This window comes from Xanthomonas cassavae CFBP 4642, assembly GCF_000454545.1.
Taxonomy (GTDB): domain Bacteria; phylum Pseudomonadota; class Gammaproteobacteria; order Xanthomonadales; family Xanthomonadaceae; genus Xanthomonas; species Xanthomonas cassavae.
In genome coordinates, this window is record NZ_CM002139.1 from 216,909 (window position 1) to 234,155 (window position 17,247).

Below are 17,247 nucleotides of genomic sequence, written 5' to 3' on the forward strand. Positions count from 1 at the left end.
GTTGCACAGAGCCCGCCGCAAGGCGGGCTTTCTGCATGCCGCCGCAGTTGCTGTCTGCCCTGTTGTCTTCAACGCCAAGGACGCCGTCGTGATGTCATCGCCGCTGTATCGCCTGTTGCTGTGCGCCGGTTGTGCCGGAATGCTGGCGATGGCCGGCTGCGGCAAGCAGACCGCCGGCGAGGCAGCGTCTGCTGCCAGCACCGCTGCGCCTGCCGCCAATGGCGCGCCAGCCGAAACCGACAACGACGACGCACGCGCACTGATTGCGCAGCTGCGCGAGCAGCTGGATCGGCATCGCCGCATCATCGTGCTGCTGGCCGATGAGGCCAAGCAAAGCCCGCGCGATCGCGCCACGTCCAGCAGCGTGGGGCAGCAGTTGTTCCATGAAAATCTGGAACAGCGCGAACGCATCGCCGCACGCGTCGACACGGTTCTGGCATCCAAGGACCCAACCCGCTTGACCACCATTGCCACGGTGCTGGACGAAGTGGAATCGGCGCCGGATCTGTACGATGCCGACCGCCTGGCGTTTCGCGAAGTGCTGCGCGATCTGCATGCGCGCATCGGTCGCGACTCTGCATTGCCGGCGGTGAAACTGCACCAGCGCATCGGTGAGGATCTGGAAGCGCTGGATGAGATCGAGCGCAGCTACAACACCGAGCTGACGCAGATCTTCAGCCGCTTCGACCGCAGCCGCGCCATCGCGCCCAAGCGCGAGAAGTGGGACGACTACGTGGCGCATCTGCGCACGCTCTACACACGCGAAAAAATCCTGCGCGACCATGGCGTGGTGGAGCCGTATCCATTCTCGGCGCGCGACAACGAGAGCGAAGTGTTCGGCCGCGACCTGCCGCCCAAGACGGTGGTGCTGACCTTCGACGATGGTCCGCACAAAGCCTATACCGAAGAGATCGTAGCGATTCTCAAACGCTACGACGTGCCCGGGGTGTTCTTCGAAGTAGGGCGCAATCTCGGCAGCCTGGATGCTGCTGGCACACCCAAACTCGCGCCGCTGTCCAAGATCAGCCACACGCTGATGGAAGAAGGCTATGCCGTGGGCAACCACAGCCTGACCCATGCGCAGTTGTCCAAGACCACCGGCGATGCGCTGCGCAGCCAGGTGCTGGATACCGACACCTTGCTGCGTGCGGTGGACGACAAGCGCGCGCCGCTGTTCCGGTTTCCGTATGGCGCACGTAATGCAGAGGGCTTGCAGCTGCTGGGCGAAGCGGGTTTGAAATCGATCATGTGGAACATCGATTCGCTGGACTGGGCCGACCCGGTGCCGGAATCGATCGTGCAGCGCGTGCTCGACCAGGTGAACAAGGAGCAGCGCGGCATCGTGTTGTTCCATGACATCCACGACCGCGCAGTCAAAGCGCTGCCGCAGATTCTGGATCGTCTTATCGCTGATGGTTACCAGTTTGCCGGCTGGAATGGCCGCGAATTTTCCGTGGCGCGTGCGCCCAGCGCGGTGGTCGATGCCACGGTGACCACCGGCTACGCGAAATCCTGGGCGATCGTGATCGGCATCGACGATTACGCGCTCTGGCCCAAGCTGGAATATGCGGCCAACGATGCGCAGGCGATCGCCAGCACCTTGACCGGGCCGTTGGGGTTTCCGTCTTCGCAGGTGATCGTGCTCAAGAACGCGCAGGCCACGCGCAACAACATCCTTGCCGCGTTCCACGACCGCCTTGGTGAAGGCCGCGCGCAGACCAACGACCGCGTGTTCGTGTTCTTTGCCGGGCATGGCGCCACGCGCCGGCTCGCCTCCGGGCGCGACCTGGGCTACATCATTCCGGTCGATTCGCATCCAGAGCATCTGGCCAGCGATGCAATCGCGATGAGCGATCTGCAGAACATTGCCGAAAGCCTGCAGGCCAAGCACGTCTTGTTCGTGATGGATGCGTGTTACAGCGGGCAGGGATTGACACGCGGCGGGCCAAGTTCCAGCGCGTATCTGCGCGAGAACGCGCGGCGTACCGCACGCCAGATGTTGACCGCCGGCGGTGCCGATCAACAAGTGGCCGATAGCGGGCCGAATGGGCATTCGGTGTTTACCTGGGTGTTGTTGCAGGCATTGGCCGGCAAGGGCGATCTCAATGGCGATGGCCTGATCACCGGCACCGAGCTGGCGGCGTATGTGGCACCGTCAGTGTCGGCAGTCTCGGCGCAGACACCGGCGTTCGGCAGTCTGCCGGGTTCGCAGGGCGGCGAGTTCGTGTTCAAGGTGCCCAGCGGCGAAGAATTTCTCACTGCCGATACCGCGCAGCTGTCGGCCGATGCGATTGCGCTCAACGGGCGCGTGGATGCTGCACGTCCCGCGCCGGCCCCGGCCGGTACCGCTGCCCCTGCGGCGCCGGTCACGGTGAAGACGCTGCAAGGCGGCGAAGCCAGGCTGGTGCTGCCGACGGCGGTGAAGAGCAGCGACCGCCAGCGCGCGCAGCTGGCCAACGAACGAGGCCTGCAGCTGTACAAGGAAAAACGCTATGCCGACGCCGCCGAACAATTTGCCGAGGCATTGAAGCTGCGTCCGGACTTCGCGCTGGCTGCCAACAACCTGGGCTTTGTGTACTACCGTCAGCAACGTTATGCCGAAGCGGCGCGTTGGCTGGAAAACACCGTGAAGATCGACCCCTCGCGTGCAGTGGCCTATCTCAATCTTGGCGATGCCCATGCCAAGGCCGGCGATCGCGAGAAGGCGCGCACGGCGTACTCCACCTATCTGGAACTGCAGCCGCAAGGCAGCGGTGCAGAGCAGGCGCGTACCCAGCTGCAGGCGCTGTGATTCCATACGGCTGACGCATTGCAGCGAAGCTTGTCAGCAGAACGCGCCCTGGGATGGAGGCGTGATACGCCAAGGACGCGCATCGGCTGGAGGCCGCCGCCGGCCGCGCGGTCGATGCGTCACCGCGGCCGTCTTCTTCAATCCACGTCAGAGCAGTGCCCATGTCGTCTTCCACGTCCACCATCGTTGCCATCGCCAGTGCCGCCGGAGCCGGTGGCGTAGGAATCGTGCGCCTGTCCGGGCCGCAGGCGATGCAGATCGCGGCGGGACTGGGCATTGCGCCGATGCAACCACGGCAGGCGCAGTACGCGCGCTTTCGTGACGCGCAGGGCCAGGTCATCGACGATGGCATCGCCCTGTGGTTCAAGGCGCCACGCAGTTTTACCGGTGAAGACGTGGTGGAGCTGCAGGGCCATGGCAGCCCAGTGTTGTTGCGTCAGTTGGTCGCGCGCTGCGTTGCGCTGGGCGCACGCCAGGCACGAGCGGGTGAGTTCAGTGAGCGCGCCTTCCTCAACGGCAAGCTCGACCTGGCCCAGGCCGAGGCGATCGCCGACCTGATCGCCGCTGGCGACGTGCGTGCCGCACGTGCCGCGCGGCGTTCGCTGGATGGCGTGTTTTCGCGCCGCATCGAGGCGGTGAGCGAGCAGCTGACGCGACTGCGCGTGCATGTGGAGGCGGCGATCGATTTCGCCGACGAGCCGCTCGATACCCTGGGTGGCTCGCAGGTACGCGACGGGCTCCGACAGGCGCGGACAGTGCTGGCGCAGCTGCTGCGTGACGCAGAACGCGGACGCAAGTTGCGCGATGGCCTGCATGCGGTGCTGATCGGCCCACCCAATGCCGGCAAGAGTTCGCTGCTCAATGCATTGGCCGGCAGCGACCGTGCGATCGTCACCGATGTCGCCGGCACCACCCGCGACACCCTGCATGAAGCCATCCAGCTCGATGGCTTCGAACTGACCCTGGTCGATACCGCCGGCCTGCGCGACGGCGGCGATGCGATCGAGCGCGAAGGCATGCGCCGCGCGCGCGCCGAGCTCGAACGTGCCGATCTGGCACTGGTGGTGCTGGATGCGCGCGACCCGCAGGCTGCGCATGAGGCGATCGGCGATGCCATCGATGCCGTGCCACGCCAGCTGTGGATCCACAACAAATGCGATCTGCTGGCCGACAGCACGCCGTTGGGCAGCGATGCGATTGCGGTTTCGGCCATCACCGGGCACGGGCTGGAGCAATTACACACCCGGCTACGCGACTTGGCACTTGGCGATGCAAGCGACAGCGCGGATGGTGAATTCTCCGCACGCACCCGCCATGTGGAAGCGCTGCGCCGCGCCGAACAACACGCCGATGCCGCCGACCTGGAACTGGGCTTCGAACAACTCGAACTGGCCGCCGAAGAACTGCGCTTGGCGCATGCAGCACTGGGCGAGATCACCGGCAAGATGAGCGCCGACGAGTTGCTGGGTCAGATCTTCTCGAGCTTCTGCATCGGGAAGTGAGATGGTGTCCAATGACATCCACTGACGTCTTCAGATTGGCTTTAAATCAGCGTATATAAAGGAATCTTTGTCTACTGACGAATTCGGTGATACAGTCGAAGCCACTCACTGATATGTCCAAGTTTGACACCAAGTAGTGGGATATATGCTCTCCATCCCTCTACTTGGACATGCGGAGAATGAGATGGCACTGACCGATACCGTGCTCAAGGCACTCAAGCCCAGGGACAAGACCTATACGGTTACCGATGACAGGGGGCTGTATGTGGAGGTCTTCCCGACCGGGGGCGTCGTCTGGCGCTACCGCTACCGGCTGAATGGCAAGTACGAGAAGCTGACGCTGGGTAAGTACCCCGCGCTGACGCTGAAGAACGCACGCCTGAAGCGGGACGAGGCAGCCCACCAGGTGGCGATGGGAGAGTCACCGGCAAAGAAGAAGCAGCAGAAGAAGGTGGCAGGCGCAGAAGACGCCACCGTGGCCGACTTCGCCGAACGCTTCTTCAAGGACATCCAGTCACGCGACCGCAAGAACGTGACCATGCCCCGCCGCTACCTGTAAAAGGACATCCTGCCGCATATCGGCAGCAAGCCGATCCGGGACATCACCGCCGAGGACGTACGCAGCGTCATCTGGCGCAAGAAGGAACAAGGCTTCGATGCCGCCGCCGGCCAGGTGCGCGGCCTGCTCAAGCGCATGTTCGACTACGCACTGACCTGCGGCCTGATCCAGGCCAACCCGGTCATGGCCCTGCCGATGCGGCACGTCTACCGCGCAGCAGCCCGCGACCGGGCGCTGACGCCGGACGAGATCCGGCAGTTCCTGCGCGCCATGCAGACCTCCAACATCCGCCGCCAGTTCAAGATCGCCTTCCAGTTGATCCTGATGACCCTGGTGCGCAAGTCCGAGTTGATGCTGGCGCAGTGGAAGGACGTGCATCTGGACGAAGGCGAATGGCACATCCCGGTCGAGAACTCCAAGACCGGCAAGCCGCACATCGTCTACCTGTCCACCCAGACGCAGATTCTGTTCAAGGAGCTCAAGCCGCTGGCCAGCAGCAGCGTCTGGGTGTTGCCGGGGCGTGGCACCCTGGCCAAGCCCTTCGCCAGCAATGCACTGAACCAGGCGTTGAAGGTGTCATTACAGGGGCAGGAGATTCCTGCCTTCACCATCCACGACCTGCGGCGCACCGCATCGACGCTGCTGCACGAACAGGGCTGGCCTTCGGACGTGGTGGAGAAGGCGCTGAACCACACCATTGGCGGCGTGCGCGGTGTCTACAACCGGGCGGAGTACGCCGAGCAGCGGCGGGAGATGTTGCAGGCGTGGTCGGATTACATCGACAGGCTGGTGCCGTCGGCAAATCTGGTGATCGGCGCCGCTTCGGCTTGAGGGTAGCCTTTTCCTTTTCCGAGTAGGGCCGTTGTCCCTTGGTCTCCATTCACTTATCGCCTTTTTCATCTTCCCTTTGGCCGGGCCAAGCCCGGCAATTCATTTTGTCTTCCTGCTACTTTTGCCCGGCTTGGGCAGCGCCTTGGCGGCGTCCTCCAACGCTCGTACATTGGCATCTGCACCTTCAGCCTCCAACAAGGCCCGCCGCTGGACGGCGAACTGCTCATATTGGTTCTCAGCGTGGGCGTCGGCCTGCTTCTTGGAGATGCGGCCTGCGCCGGTGAGCACATCGCGTTCGTTGAAGGTCAGGAAGGCATCGAGCCGCTCCGCCCAGTCCTTCAGGAACACCTCCTTGCGCCGACGAGCCTGATCCTCGGCAAAGTCCAGCCACATCGTGACGATGCGGTTGAGTTCGCTGATTTCCGATTCCCGCAGGTAATTCTTGGCAACGGTCACATCGGCCTTCTGTACGCTGCCGGATTTCCAGGTCGTCAGCCCCATGTTGGGCTGGCGGCTGTCGGCATGCTCGGCTATCAGTTCGGCGGCGGTCTTGCCTGTGACGGCGAAGTGCAGCTTGTTCTGGATAAAGCGGAAGAACTGGGTGGTTTCCGGTAGCGTGGGCGAATAGTCCGCTGCCATCGAAAATATCTCGCGCACTCGCAGGTACATCCGGCGTTCGCTGGCCCGGATGTCGCGGATACGTTCGAGCAGCTCGTCGAAACGGTCGGGAACGGCGGAACCGGCGACGGGCGGATTCTTCAGGCGTTCGTCGTCCAGCGTGAAGCCCTTGACCAGGTACTCAGCCAGGCGCTCCGTAGCCCAGCGGCGGAATTGGGTGCCGCGCGGCGAGCGCACCCGGTAGCCGACCGCCAGAATCGCCTCCAGGCTGTAGTAGGCCACCCGGTAGTTCTTGCCGTCAGAGGCAGTTGTCAACCATTGGTTGACAACTGCCTCGGGCCGCAGCTCCCCCTCGGCAAAGATCGCCTTCAGGTGTTTGGCAACGTTCTGCTTGCTGGTCTGGAACAGCTCGGCCATGCCCGCCTGCGGCAGCCACAGTGTATCGGCCACGAAGCGGCATTCGACGCGGGTTCGCCCGTCCTCGGTCTCGTAGAGTAGGAATTCGCCGGGCAGAGGCTGAAGTTGGTCGGTCATAAGCAATACCCGTGCGAAATTTGCAGGAGAGCAGGAAGATCCCTCATCTATCTGCCCCTTAGGCCCACCCGGCTGACAGTGCTTCCGCCTGCTGCAACACTGGGCGGTCTCAACTTGCAAGTGCAACACGTGAGTTGAATTGAGCGATCTCTTCTTCCAGCGCCTGGTTCGGCGTCTTCCAGCCAAGCGTCTGCCGTGGCCGGGCGTTCATCAGGTCGGCGACGTTGTTGAGATACTCCTGGCTCGCCTTGGACAAGTCCGCGCCTTTTGGCATGAACTGGCGCAGCAGGCCGTTGGTGTTCTCATTGCTGCCGCGCTGCCAGGGCGCATGTGGATCGGCGAACCAAAGATCGATGTTGAGCCGCTTCATCAGCTCTGGATAACACGTCATCTCGGTTCCGCGGTCATAGGTGAGGCTTCCCAGTAGGAAACGCGGCAGCTTCTTCATCTGTCGCGTGAAGCCCTCCAGCGCATCCTGTGCAGTACAGCCATCCATCTTGCACAGCACCACAAAGCGCGTCTTTCGCTCCACCAGCGTGCCTACGCACGAGCGGTTGAAAGCCCCTTTGATCAGGTCGCCTTCCCAGTGCCCAGGAATCAAGCGCTGCGCCACCTCTTCAGGCCGATGGACGATACGCAGCTCCTCCGGCACCCACGTGCGCTTGGCAGCGGTTGTACGGCGCAAGCCTCGCGTCGGCTTGTGCTGACGAAGCGCCTCCACAAGCTCTTTCTTCAAACCACCACGCGGATGCGCGTAGATAGCGGCGTAGATTGTTTCGTGACTCACGCGTTGACTTGGATCATCCGGATGCATGGCCTTGAGCTTGGCAGCAATTTGCTGGGGCGACCAACGATACAGAACCAAGTCGTCACGCACCTGCTGAAAGAGCGCACTGCCTTCAACAAGCCGGCGCCTTCGAACGCACGCTCTGCGGCGCAGCCGATAGTTGCTGGCTGCGCTGGTTGCCGCATAGACAGGTTCGCCCTGTCGCCTTATCTCGCGCGACAGGGTGGACGCACTGCGATTGAGTCGCCTTGCAATGGAGTTGATGCTCATTCCGTTACCGAGTTCAATTTGAAGCAAAGCGCGTTCTTCGGAACCCAGGTGCCTGTACTGTGTGCCCATGCCGCTACCCTACGTCAAGGCGGGGTGTTGCACTTGGAAGTTGAGTCTAAGCTGTCTGGACGGCGGCGTCCTGCAAATCAGGCGGATAGCCGTACTTGCGCAGGATACGCTTGACCAGCACACGCATCCGGGCACGCGCCGAATCGCGATGTGCCCAGTCAACCGAGACATTGCTTTTCAGGCTAACCAGCAATTCATGGGCAATCACCTTGAGATTGTCATCGCCAATTATTTGGACTGCCGATTCGTTTTCAGCCAGCGCGTCATAAAAGGCGATTTCTTCGTCACTGAGCCCGGACTCCTCCCCACGCTGTCGGGCCGCTCGAATATCCTTCGCCAACTGAATGAGCCGCTGCAACACCTCGGCAGTGGTGATGGCGCTAGCGTGGTAGCGCGCGACAGCCTGCTCCAGCCGTTCCGAGAAGGTCCGCGTTTCGACGATGTTGGTCTTGCTGCGCGAACGGATACCATCGTTGATAAGCTTGCGCAGGGCTTCCAGCGCAAGGTTCTTCTTTTGCATCTGTTGCACTTCGGCCAGGAATTCGTCGGAGAGGATGGAAATGTCCGGCGACTGGATGCCTGCCGCTTTCAGAATGTCCACGATCTCGGTGCTGACCACCGCACGGCTGACGATCTGCTGGATGGCGAAGTCGCGCTCGTGTGAGGTCACGCCGGAACCCGTGCTCGACTTGACCAGCGCGGCACGAATAGCTTGAAAGAAGCCGACTTCCTCGCGGATACCGCGCGCCTCGTCGGACGCCGACGCCAGCGAATACGCCTTCGATAAGGCCAGCACCGCGTCCTGATAACGCCGCTGAGCGTTCTTCTTGCCTTCCTCGGTAGTCTCCGCTGCCGCCCATTGTTGTTGCCTGTCCAGAATCCACTCGATGGCTCCGGCCATCATCATCAGACGTTGCTGTGCTGAGCCGTTCAGCACCGTGAAGTAATCGAAGCCGTGGTACATGTCGCGCACTACCTCGTACTTCTCCAGCAGCACCGCAATGGCCTGTGCTTCATCGACGCCCGTGGTTTCCTGATCGCGTGCCGAATACTGAGCCAGCGCCGATTTCAGGCTCTGCGCGATGCCGATGTAATCCACGATCAAACCCGCAGGCTTGTCGCGGAACACGCGATTGACGCGGGCGATGGCCTGCATTAGCCCATGGCCCTGCATCGGCTTGTCCACGTACATCGTGTGCATGCAGGGGGCGTCGAATCCGGTCAGCCACATGTCGCGCACGATGACCAGCTTGAGTGGGTCTTTGGCGTCGCGGGCGCGCTTGGCGAGCAGGTCGCGTCGCGCCTTGTTGCCGATGTGCTGCTGCCATTCGGGTGGGTCGCTGGCTGCGCCCGTCATCACGATTTTGATGGCTCCGGCATTGTCATCGGTGCTGTGCCAGTCCGGGCGCAATTTGACGATCTCGTTATACAGTGCCACGCAGATGCGACGGCTCATGCACACCACCATCGCCTTGCCATTCAGCGCGGCCAGCCTGTCCTCGAAATGCGCCACTAAGTCCTTCGCCACCAGCGCCACGCGCTTTTCGCTGCCGACCAGTTGTTCGACTGTCGCCCATTTCGCTTTCAGCTTTTCCTGTTCGGTGACCGCCTCGTCCTCAGTCAGCGCTTCTACCTCAGCATCGAGCTTGGGCTTCTCATCTTCATCCAGTTCGATGCGCGCCAGCCGCGATTCGTAGTAGATCGGTACCGTTGCGCCGTCCTCCACCGCGCGGCTGATGTCGTAGATGTCGATGTAATTGCCGAACACCGCCGGGGTGTTCACGTCTGTGGCCTCGATAGGCGTACCCGTGAAACCGATGAAAGAGGCATTGGGCAGCGCGTCGCGCAGGTATTTGGCGAATCCGTAAGAGACTTCGCCGGTTTTGGCATCCACCTTCGCCCGAAAGCCGTATTGCGAACGGTGCGCCTCGTCGGCGATGACGACCACGTTGCGGCGTGTGGTCAGCGGTTCGGCCACCTCGCCGAACTTCTGCAGGGTGGTGAAGATCACGCCACCCGAGGCCCTGGCAAGCAGTTGCTGCAAATGCTCGCGGCTTTCGGCCTGCACCGGTGTCTGGCGGATCAGGTCGCGGCACATCGAGAAAGTGGCAAACAACTGGTCGTCCAAGTCGTTTCGGTCGGTCAGCACGACAAGCGTCGGGTTCTCCATTGCGGGGTATTTCACCAGTCGCCCGGCATAGAAGGCCATCAGCAGACTCTTGCCCGAACCTTGCGTATGCCAGATCACCCCCGCGCGCCGATCGCCCTGGGGTTGCGTCGCCACGCTGGGCAGCCCGTAGGACGCCGGTTCCTCAGCCATGCCCTGCCGTGGGTCAGCGGCACGAATCGTGGACTCGATGGCGCGGTTGACTGCGTGGTACTGGTGATAGCCCGCCACGATCTTTGCCAAGCCGCTGCCCGTTTCGCCGAACACGGTGAAGTAGCGCAGCAAATTGAGGAACCGCTGCTTCTCGAACACGCCCTCGATCAGTGTCGGAAGTTCCGGCAAGCCTTTTCCAGAATAGCTCTTCCATCCGTGGTGCGCCACGGCATGAAACGTTCCAGATCAGCGGACAGCGACCCCAAGCGTGCCGCGATGCCATCAGACGTGACCAGCAGCGCATTGGTGTGAAACAGCGTCGGAATTTGCTGCTTGTAAGTCTGCAACTGGTTGAATGCGCCCGCCAAGTGCGCGCCTGTGCTGCCCGGCGCCTTCAGCTCGATCACTGCAAGCGGCAAACCGTTGACGAACAGCACTATGTCCGGCCTGCGCTTGACCTGGCCGTGGATGACTACGAACTGCGGCACAGCTAGCCAGTCGTTGCGCGCAGGCGTGTCGAAGTCCAGCAACGCCACCTTGCCCGCCGTCAGCACGCCATCGTCGCCGTAGTATTCGACGTCCACGCCTTCGGTCAGCAGCGTGTGGATGCGGCGGTTTTCTTCCATCAAAGCGGGGAATACGGCTTGGGTGAGCTTACGAATGGCATCCGCCCGCGCCTCTGGCGGCAGGTTCGGGTTGAGCCGCAGAACGGCATCTGCCAGCCGCTGGTGCAGCAACACGACATCGTGGCTGTCGCGCTCCGGTGCGCTGCCGTCCGGGCCGACGACTTCTTCAGACGCAATCGCGTAGCCCAGCTCACGCAGTTGCTCCAGCAAGGCTTGTTCGACTTGGGCTTCGGACAAAAAGGCCATCAGGCTCCCTCTTGCTCTTCGTTTGGTTCCGCCGCCGGGATAGGAACGCCGCGAGCGGCGTTCAGGGCTTCGATGTAGGCATCCCGGTCAAGCTGGTAAAGCAAACGACTGACCGGAATACTGAGGGAGAGGTATTCGTTTTTGGGCAGCAAAACCCGGAGTTCTGAATTGCCGTCATCGTCCGTTACCAAACCCAAGCCGATATTCGCATCTATCAGTTGGTTGAACGGCTCGAACCGTTCCCACGGCTCACGCGAACTGACTGGATCGCGTTGTGCCTCCAGATAGGCATGGTGCAGGAACATCACCAGTGCATCCGCTGACAAGACCGCCGAGCGCCGATGATGGACAGATAGCTTGGCCAGGAATCCGTCCCGACCGTGGCTGACTGGCCCGGATTCATTCCGTAGATCGCCCAGGGCCGTCGTCAGCTTGTGGTGCTGCGACACCAGCTTCAGGAACTTGTTGTTCTGGTTCTCGCCGAGTTTCAGCACCCGCACTGCCGCACCGACCCATTCGCCGAAGTCGGGGGCCGCAGCTTTGGGCCTGACGGGTTGGGTAGGCGAATCCAGTTCGTCCACGATGATGCGGCAGAACACTTCGACGATGGATTTCGCACAGTCAATGCACGCATCGTTATCCTGCTCCAAGGTACGCTCCAGCGCCTCGAAGGTCTGCTGCAACATCGGCGCATCGCGCCAATGCATGCAAGCTTCGCGGATACCGGGACACCAATCCAGACTCATTGGGGCACCCGAAGTTGGCCGGAGACAAGGCGTGGCAGCAGTGCATCACGTATAGCTGCGAGGGTGGCAATATGGCGCTCGTTGTTCTGGATGCGTTCCAGCATCGGTACCGCCACTTCGTCGAACTGAGCTAGCGCGTCGGGCGGCGGCAGCGCGACCTTAATGGGGCGAAACGCGGCCTTGCTGATCTCCATGAAGGCGAGCCATTGGCCTTTTGCTTGATGGCTTCCATGTTGGCTTGCGCCCAGAACAGTAACCACACTGGCGACAGCGCACCGCCGGGCAGCATGGCTATGAAGCCCTGATTGATAGCGACAGGGACGGCGGCGATGGCGAGGTAGCCGATGGGCGCGCGCGACGACATCAACAGCGTGCCAGCAGGCAGCAGGCCACTGCTGATGCGTGCTACGCCCGCATCGGTGATACGACGTTCGGTGGTCATCAGCACGGGCGCTTGTAGGCCCGATAATCTTTCGGCGTGGCCCAGTGGTGTTTGCCGTCGTTCCAAAAGGTTCCGTCCTTGGTACTGGGCGTTGCGCCGCCCACGCACTGCACCAGCTTGCCGATTTCTTCCTCCCTCCATCCCTTGGGAATCAATCCGAGTTCTGATTCCTGCATATCCTCTGTCGGCACACCATCAAAATCCACAAAGCGGGACTTGAACTGTGCGGCGGCAATGGCCTCCAAAGTGGCGTTGCTCTGGCGCAGGTTGTCGATCCGGTTGTCGAGCACCGCCAGAACTTCCGCCGCTGCGCGGCGAACTTCTGGCGGCGGTAACTCGAACTCATAGTTAGCAATGGATTTCCATGCAACGCGCTGACGCCCCGATGTGCCTTCCATCCGAGAGATGGCGAACTTGCGGAACTCCGGTTCCCTACACAAGTAGTAAACGAAGTCGTTGTCTGCCGAATCGTGACCACAAAGCACGACCTGATTAGCCCCGACTCTCAGCCATGAAAATTGCTCGCTGCACGTAAAACCGGCTCTGGGCATGGTGTGGATTGCATCATGGCCGTGGCAAGTCGTGGCAGCATCTCGCGCAAGCGGAATCGACGATTAAAACGATAGGCCGCTTCTCCCAGGTAACGCCTTGCGTATTTGCCTTGCGCGATGGCGTGATACACGCCACTGATGGCGCGTTTGAGATTGCCCAGCACCACGTTGAGCCAACGTGCACCGGCCGTTTCGGTCGCGGCACGACCACCGCCAGTGTCCAGCGTGGTGTGCGCGTGGCCGGCGTCTTCTAGCCGGCGGAAGCAGGCCAGCCCATCGGTGTAGACCTCGCATTCGGGCGCCAAGCGACGGGCAATCCAGTCCTGCAGCGAGGTGTTGTCGAAGCTGCGCACCGGCTCGATCACCACAAAGCGCGGCGCGGTGAAGGTGGCATCGGTCTGCACCGCAATCAGGAACGCTTGTTTGTTCTCCGATCCGCGTCCGGCCTTGCCACCGTTACGCTCGCCGCCGAGATAGGCATCGTCGATCTGCACGAAACCCGCCAGTTTCCGCATGGATTCGCGCTCGGCCATAACCTGCATGATCTTGTGTTTCATCCGCCAGGCCGTCTTGTAGTTGACGCCCAGATGCCGCATCAACTCCAGCGCGGCCATGTTGGTTTTGGTCGAGGTCAGCAGGTGCAACGCCAGCATCCAGGTGCGCAGCGGCAGCTTGGTGCCTTCGAACATCGTGCCTGCAATCAGGCTGGTCTGATGCCGGCACGCGCTGCATTGGTAGTAGATCGCAGCACCCCGCTTGAAACGCGAGCGCACGCGTCCGGCACAAACAGGGCAACGAAAGCCTTGCGGCCAGCGCCACTTGTAAAGCGCGCGATAGCACTTGGCTTCGGTGCCGTAGGACGCGAAGAACTCAGGCATCGACAATCCCGCTTGGAACTGCACGGCATTGATACTCATCACGCCACCTCGTTGGCTTCAGGTGACAGCAGCATCCACCCAGCGCGGCGCAGATCCTGCGACAGGCGGCTGATGGTCAGGGCTAATCAGGAAGCACGATGAACTCGGTTGAACCTTCCCCGACGGCTCCATCTGCGAGCACATTGACCTGCGCCGTCTTGCCGTTTTCGAGGCACGGCGTGATTCGCGCAAGCAGCGTATCGCCATTCTGAAAATGCGCTCCAGAGGCTTTTGCGATGCGAGTTTCAACCGCTGAAGGAGAAATGTCTCGCCCACTCAAAGGCAACGCAGCCATTTCGACAAATGGTACAAACTCGCCTTTTTTGACCTTGCGGGTCGGGTTTATGGCGGCTACGTCAGACAGCTTGGCCATAGCCCAACGCCTCCAACTTTTCACGGATGAGCGAATCCAGTTCGGCGCCACGCTCCGTCTGCTTGAACAACTGTGCAGTCAGGCGCTGCATCTTGTCGTCAAAATCTTCGTCGTCATCCTCCTGCGCTTCCGCACCAACATAGCGACCCGGTGTTAACACATAGTCATGTTTGCGGATTTCTTCGAGCGTAGCGGACTTACAGAAGCCAGGGATGTCCGAATTTCACCCGCGTCGGCTTCCCCTCGCCACGCGTGATAGGTGGAGGCAATGCGCTTGACTTCGGCATCGGTTAGTTCACGCCGCGTGCGATCCACTAGCACGCCCATCGTGCGCGCGTCAATGAACAGTACTTCACCGCGACGGTCGCGCAGCTTGGTCTTCTTTACCAAGCCATTGCTGCGGCCCTTCGCCAGAATCCATAGGCAGGCCGGAATCTGAGTGGAATAGAACAACTGGCCGGGCATGGCGACCATGCAATCCACCACGCCTGCCTCGTCAGCGGCTTCAAGCATGGCCTTTCGGATCTCGCCTTCGCGGCTCTGCTGCGAGCTCATCGAGCCATTAGCCAGCACCACGCCCGCGACACCATGCGGTGCAAGGTGATGAAAGATGTGCTGCAACCACGCATAGTTGGCGTTGCCCACGGGCGGAGCGCCGAATTGCCAGCGCACATCTTCGCGCAAGCGCTCCCCGCCCCAGTCGCTGATGTTGAAAGGCGGGTTGGCGAGGATGAAGTCGGCCTTGAGGTCGCGCAGTTCGTCCTTGTGGAAGCTGCCCTCGTTGTTCCAACGGATGTCAGAGTCGATGCCACGCACGGCCAGGTTCATCTTGGCGAGGCGCCAAGTGGTGTAGTTGCTTTCCTGGCCATAGATGGCGATGTCGCCAATGCGCCCGCCGTGTTCGGTGACGAACCGTTCGCTCTGCACGAACATGCCGCCACTGCCACAACAAGGGTCATACACGCGCCCGTTGTAGGGCTCCAGCATTTCAACCAGCGTGCGTACCACGGAACGTGGGGTGTAGAACTCACCACCGCGCTTGCCTTCCGCGCCCGCAAACTGACCGAGGAAGTATTCATAGACGCGGCCCAGCACGTCCTTGGACTTGTCGTCGCCTTCGTTCAGGGCAATGCCGGAGATCAGGTCGATCAGTTCGCCGAGCATCACCTTGTTGAGCGCGGGGCGGGCGTAGTCCTTGGGCAGAACGCCTTTCAGCGATTCGTTGTCCTTCTCGATGGCGCGCATGGCGTCGTCGATCAGCGTGCCGATGCTGCTTTGCTTGGCGTTGGCTTGCAGATGCGACCAGCGCGCTTCCTTGGGCACCCAGAAGATGTTGTCGGCGAGATATTCGTCCTTGTCCTCGGCGGCAGCGGCGTCCTCTGCCAGCAATTCAGCATGACGGGACTCGAAGGCATCGGAGATGTACTTGAGGAAGATCAGGCCCAGCGCAACGTGCTTGTAGTCACTGGGTTCCATGTTGCCGCGCAGCTTGTCGGCGGCTTTGAACAGCTCCGCCTCGAAGCCGAGGTTGCCGCCGTTGTTGTCGTTCTGTGCCATTGTTTCCTGTCCTATGTGCGTGCCGGGCCGCTCAGTACCACCAGAAGTTTTGTCATCGCTATTCATGAGCAAGCACCGCTAACAGGCTCGCGATGGCGGAGCGTGCCTGCTCCTTATCTGGGCTGGCCAACATCGTGCGCACCCTCTGGGCCAAGTCGTCAGCCGATGGTGCAGATACCCCATTTCCGATATGCGCCTCCCGCATACAGGCATTGATCACCTTGGCGGGCGGGTCGTACTCCCCCCGCTCATACCGGCTCAACTGGGACTGCGAAACGCCCAAAACGGTGGCGAACTCCGCCTGGGTTCGCCCATTGCGGGCGGCCCGAATGAGATCAGCGACGCTGTTGACCATAGGGTATCTTGGTGGCGTAAATATGCTTGAAAAGCATTGTATATCAATTTAAATGCTTGTGGAGCATTTTTTCATCGGAGGCATCGGAGCCAATGGCTCGCGCTCCAGCCGCAAGGCTGGCGTCAAGAGAATCAATTCATCGACCCAGGTACACCGTCGTGACTTGCAGTCGCTCATGTCCCAATTCGCGGCTGATCGTCTGTCGCGCAACCTGGTCTTGGCTGTGTTGTACGGGTGTCAGTTGTTGCGTCGAAGGACCGCCTGCCGCCGGAGCCTTCCATCCTGTCAGCACCAGATAGCGCGTTTGGGCATAGCCATGCCGCAAACCGTGCATGTTGCTCAGGCCCGCCGCCTTGCATTGCCCGTCGTAAACGTGCCGCTGCTGGATGTAGGTCTTGTTCGCGGGGATCAGCGAGCCCACCCCTGCCAGCCGGTGGGCCTCGTCCAATACCATGCGCTGCTCCGGCGTCGTGATCGGCACCGTCCGATCTCGCCCGCCCTTGGCCCACGAGCCTTTGATGGCGATGTGGCCGCCATGGTCGGCATAGCGGGGTTGGAACTTAATGGACTCTTCCCGCCTCAGGCCAAAGGCTGCTTGCAGGCGCAGACTCATGCGGACGTGTGGATCGGTGATCCGGTCCAGCTTGTTATCCAGTTCCTTGACCTTGTTTTCATGGGCCACGTGGTGCCGCTCAGGAATGCCTAGCTTGGTGTTGTCTGCCGGCAGAATGCCTGCCTTGCCAACCTTCTCGGCCCACCAGCGCAGGTGCGCCATGCGGTTCTTCAGCGTACCGGCCGACAGGCCTTCGGTTTGCCAGCGCTGCAACAAGGCTTCGGCATGCTTGCCCTTGAGCGAGGTGGCCCGCATCTGGCGGAAACCCGCTTCGCGCAGTTGGCGGGCGGCCAGGGTCAGCGACCGTTGCCGGTCAGCCTGGGTGGCATGGCTGCCGTCGCGGTTGCGCTGGCAGAGCTGGCGCAGGGTATAGGTCAGGTCGTCCATCGCAGTGTCGTTCCATCGGTTGTCTGGGCTGAGAATCAAACGGTCAGTGTTTTTGCCAACTCGCCAAGGCGAGATCCCTGAAGGGCAAGGGCCAGGTGCTCAGTTCACCTGTGGCCTCGAATGAGGCGTCCGCCTTGCTTCCTGTGGGAAGGC

At 61.5% G+C, this 17,247-nt stretch carries 13 protein-coding genes and 2 pseudogenes; 4 read left to right on the forward strand and 11 right to left on the reverse strand.

Features of this window, described 5'->3' with window-relative positions; all coding sequences use genetic code 11:
• Nucleotides 1-88: 88 nt before the first annotated feature.
• From XCSCFBP4642_RS0100950 to XCSCFBP4642_RS29780, 4 genes are all read left to right on the forward strand, one after another.
• Entirely contained in the window at nt 89-2,791 is a 2,703-nt protein-coding gene (locus tag XCSCFBP4642_RS0100950; protein WP_029218145.1) for a polysaccharide deacetylase family protein, read from the forward strand.
• Between the two features lie 161 nt (nt 2,792-2,952).
• Nucleotides 2,953-4,293: a tRNA uridine-5-carboxymethylaminomethyl(34) synthesis GTPase MnmE gene (mnmE, locus tag XCSCFBP4642_RS0100955; RefSeq protein WP_029218146.1), complete on the forward strand. Its 1,341-nt coding sequence runs from the start codon at nt 2,953-2,955 to the stop codon at nt 4,291-4,293.
• Nucleotides 4,294-4,477: 184 nt separating this feature from the next.
• Nucleotides 4,478-4,852 carry an Arm DNA-binding domain-containing protein gene (locus tag XCSCFBP4642_RS29775; protein ID WP_228325654.1) on the forward strand — a complete coding sequence of 125 codons (375 nt, stop codon included), beginning with the start codon at nt 4,478-4,480 and terminating at the stop codon, nt 4,850-4,852.
• A 42-nt stretch (nt 4,853-4,894) separates the two neighbouring features.
• Nucleotides 4,895-5,683, forward strand: coding sequence for a tyrosine-type recombinase/integrase (locus tag XCSCFBP4642_RS29780; RefSeq protein WP_425480179.1), 789 nt, complete (start codon nt 4,895-4,897; stop codon nt 5,681-5,683).
• Between the two features lie 99 nt (nt 5,684-5,782).
• On the opposite strand, the gene XCSCFBP4642_RS0100965 is transcribed toward XCSCFBP4642_RS29780, so the two are convergent.
• The 11 genes and pseudogenes from XCSCFBP4642_RS0100965 to XCSCFBP4642_RS0101005 form a co-directional block, all read right to left on the reverse strand.
• Nucleotides 5,783-6,835: a virulence RhuM family protein gene (locus XCSCFBP4642_RS0100965; protein ID WP_029218147.1), complete on the reverse strand. Its 1,053-nt coding sequence runs from the start codon at nt 6,833-6,835 to the stop codon at nt 5,783-5,785.
• A 109-nt stretch (nt 6,836-6,944) separates the two neighbouring features.
• Nucleotides 6,945-7,961, reverse strand: coding sequence for an IS30 family transposase (locus tag XCSCFBP4642_RS0100970; RefSeq protein WP_029218148.1), 1,017 nt, complete (start codon nt 7,959-7,961; stop codon nt 6,945-6,947).
• A gap of 46 nt (nt 7,962-8,007) precedes the next feature.
• A pseudogene (locus XCSCFBP4642_RS23655) lies at nt 8,008-11,153 on the reverse strand (type I restriction endonuclease subunit R).
• Complete coding sequence (locus XCSCFBP4642_RS0100980; RefSeq protein ID WP_235048252.1) at nt 11,153-11,839, reverse strand: abortive infection family protein; 687 nt, start codon at nt 11,837-11,839, stop codon at nt 11,153-11,155. The pseudogene XCSCFBP4642_RS23655 and the gene XCSCFBP4642_RS0100980 overlap by 1 nt, the downstream one beginning before the upstream one ends.
• A 190-nt stretch (nt 11,840-12,029) precedes the next feature.
• Entirely contained in the window at nt 12,030-12,341 is a 312-nt protein-coding gene (locus tag XCSCFBP4642_RS29575) for a restriction endonuclease subunit S domain-containing protein (protein WP_200859725.1), read from the reverse strand.
• Nucleotides 12,341-12,892, reverse strand: a complete 552-nt coding sequence (locus XCSCFBP4642_RS29580; protein ID WP_235048308.1) for a restriction endonuclease subunit S domain-containing protein — start codon at nt 12,890-12,892, stop codon at nt 12,341-12,343. The genes XCSCFBP4642_RS29575 and XCSCFBP4642_RS29580 overlap by 1 nt, the downstream gene beginning before the upstream one ends.
• Complete coding sequence (locus XCSCFBP4642_RS0100990) at nt 12,847-13,809, reverse strand: IS1595 family transposase (protein ID WP_006448937.1); 963 nt, start codon at nt 13,807-13,809, stop codon at nt 12,847-12,849. Before XCSCFBP4642_RS0100990 ends, XCSCFBP4642_RS29580 begins: the two co-directional genes overlap by 46 nt.
• 82 nt (nt 13,810-13,891) lie before the next feature.
• On the reverse strand, nt 13,892-14,182 hold the full coding sequence (locus XCSCFBP4642_RS27990; RefSeq protein ID WP_152527185.1) for a restriction endonuclease subunit S domain-containing protein: 291 nt from the start codon (nt 14,180-14,182) through the stop codon (nt 13,892-13,894).
• A pseudogene (locus XCSCFBP4642_RS23665) lies at nt 14,166-15,739 on the reverse strand (class I SAM-dependent DNA methyltransferase). Before XCSCFBP4642_RS23665 ends, XCSCFBP4642_RS27990 begins: the two are co-directional and overlap by 17 nt.
• 58 nt (nt 15,740-15,797) lie before the next feature.
• Nucleotides 15,798-16,094 carry a helix-turn-helix transcriptional regulator gene (locus XCSCFBP4642_RS0101000; protein WP_029218150.1) on the reverse strand — a complete coding sequence of 99 codons (297 nt, stop codon included), beginning with the start codon at nt 16,092-16,094 and terminating at the stop codon, nt 15,798-15,800.
• A 136-nt stretch (nt 16,095-16,230) separates the two neighbouring features.
• Nucleotides 16,231-17,094, reverse strand: a complete 864-nt coding sequence (locus XCSCFBP4642_RS0101005; RefSeq protein ID WP_029218151.1) for a phage integrase N-terminal domain-containing protein — start codon at nt 17,092-17,094, stop codon at nt 16,231-16,233.
• Nucleotides 17,095-17,247: the final 153 nt, after the last annotated feature.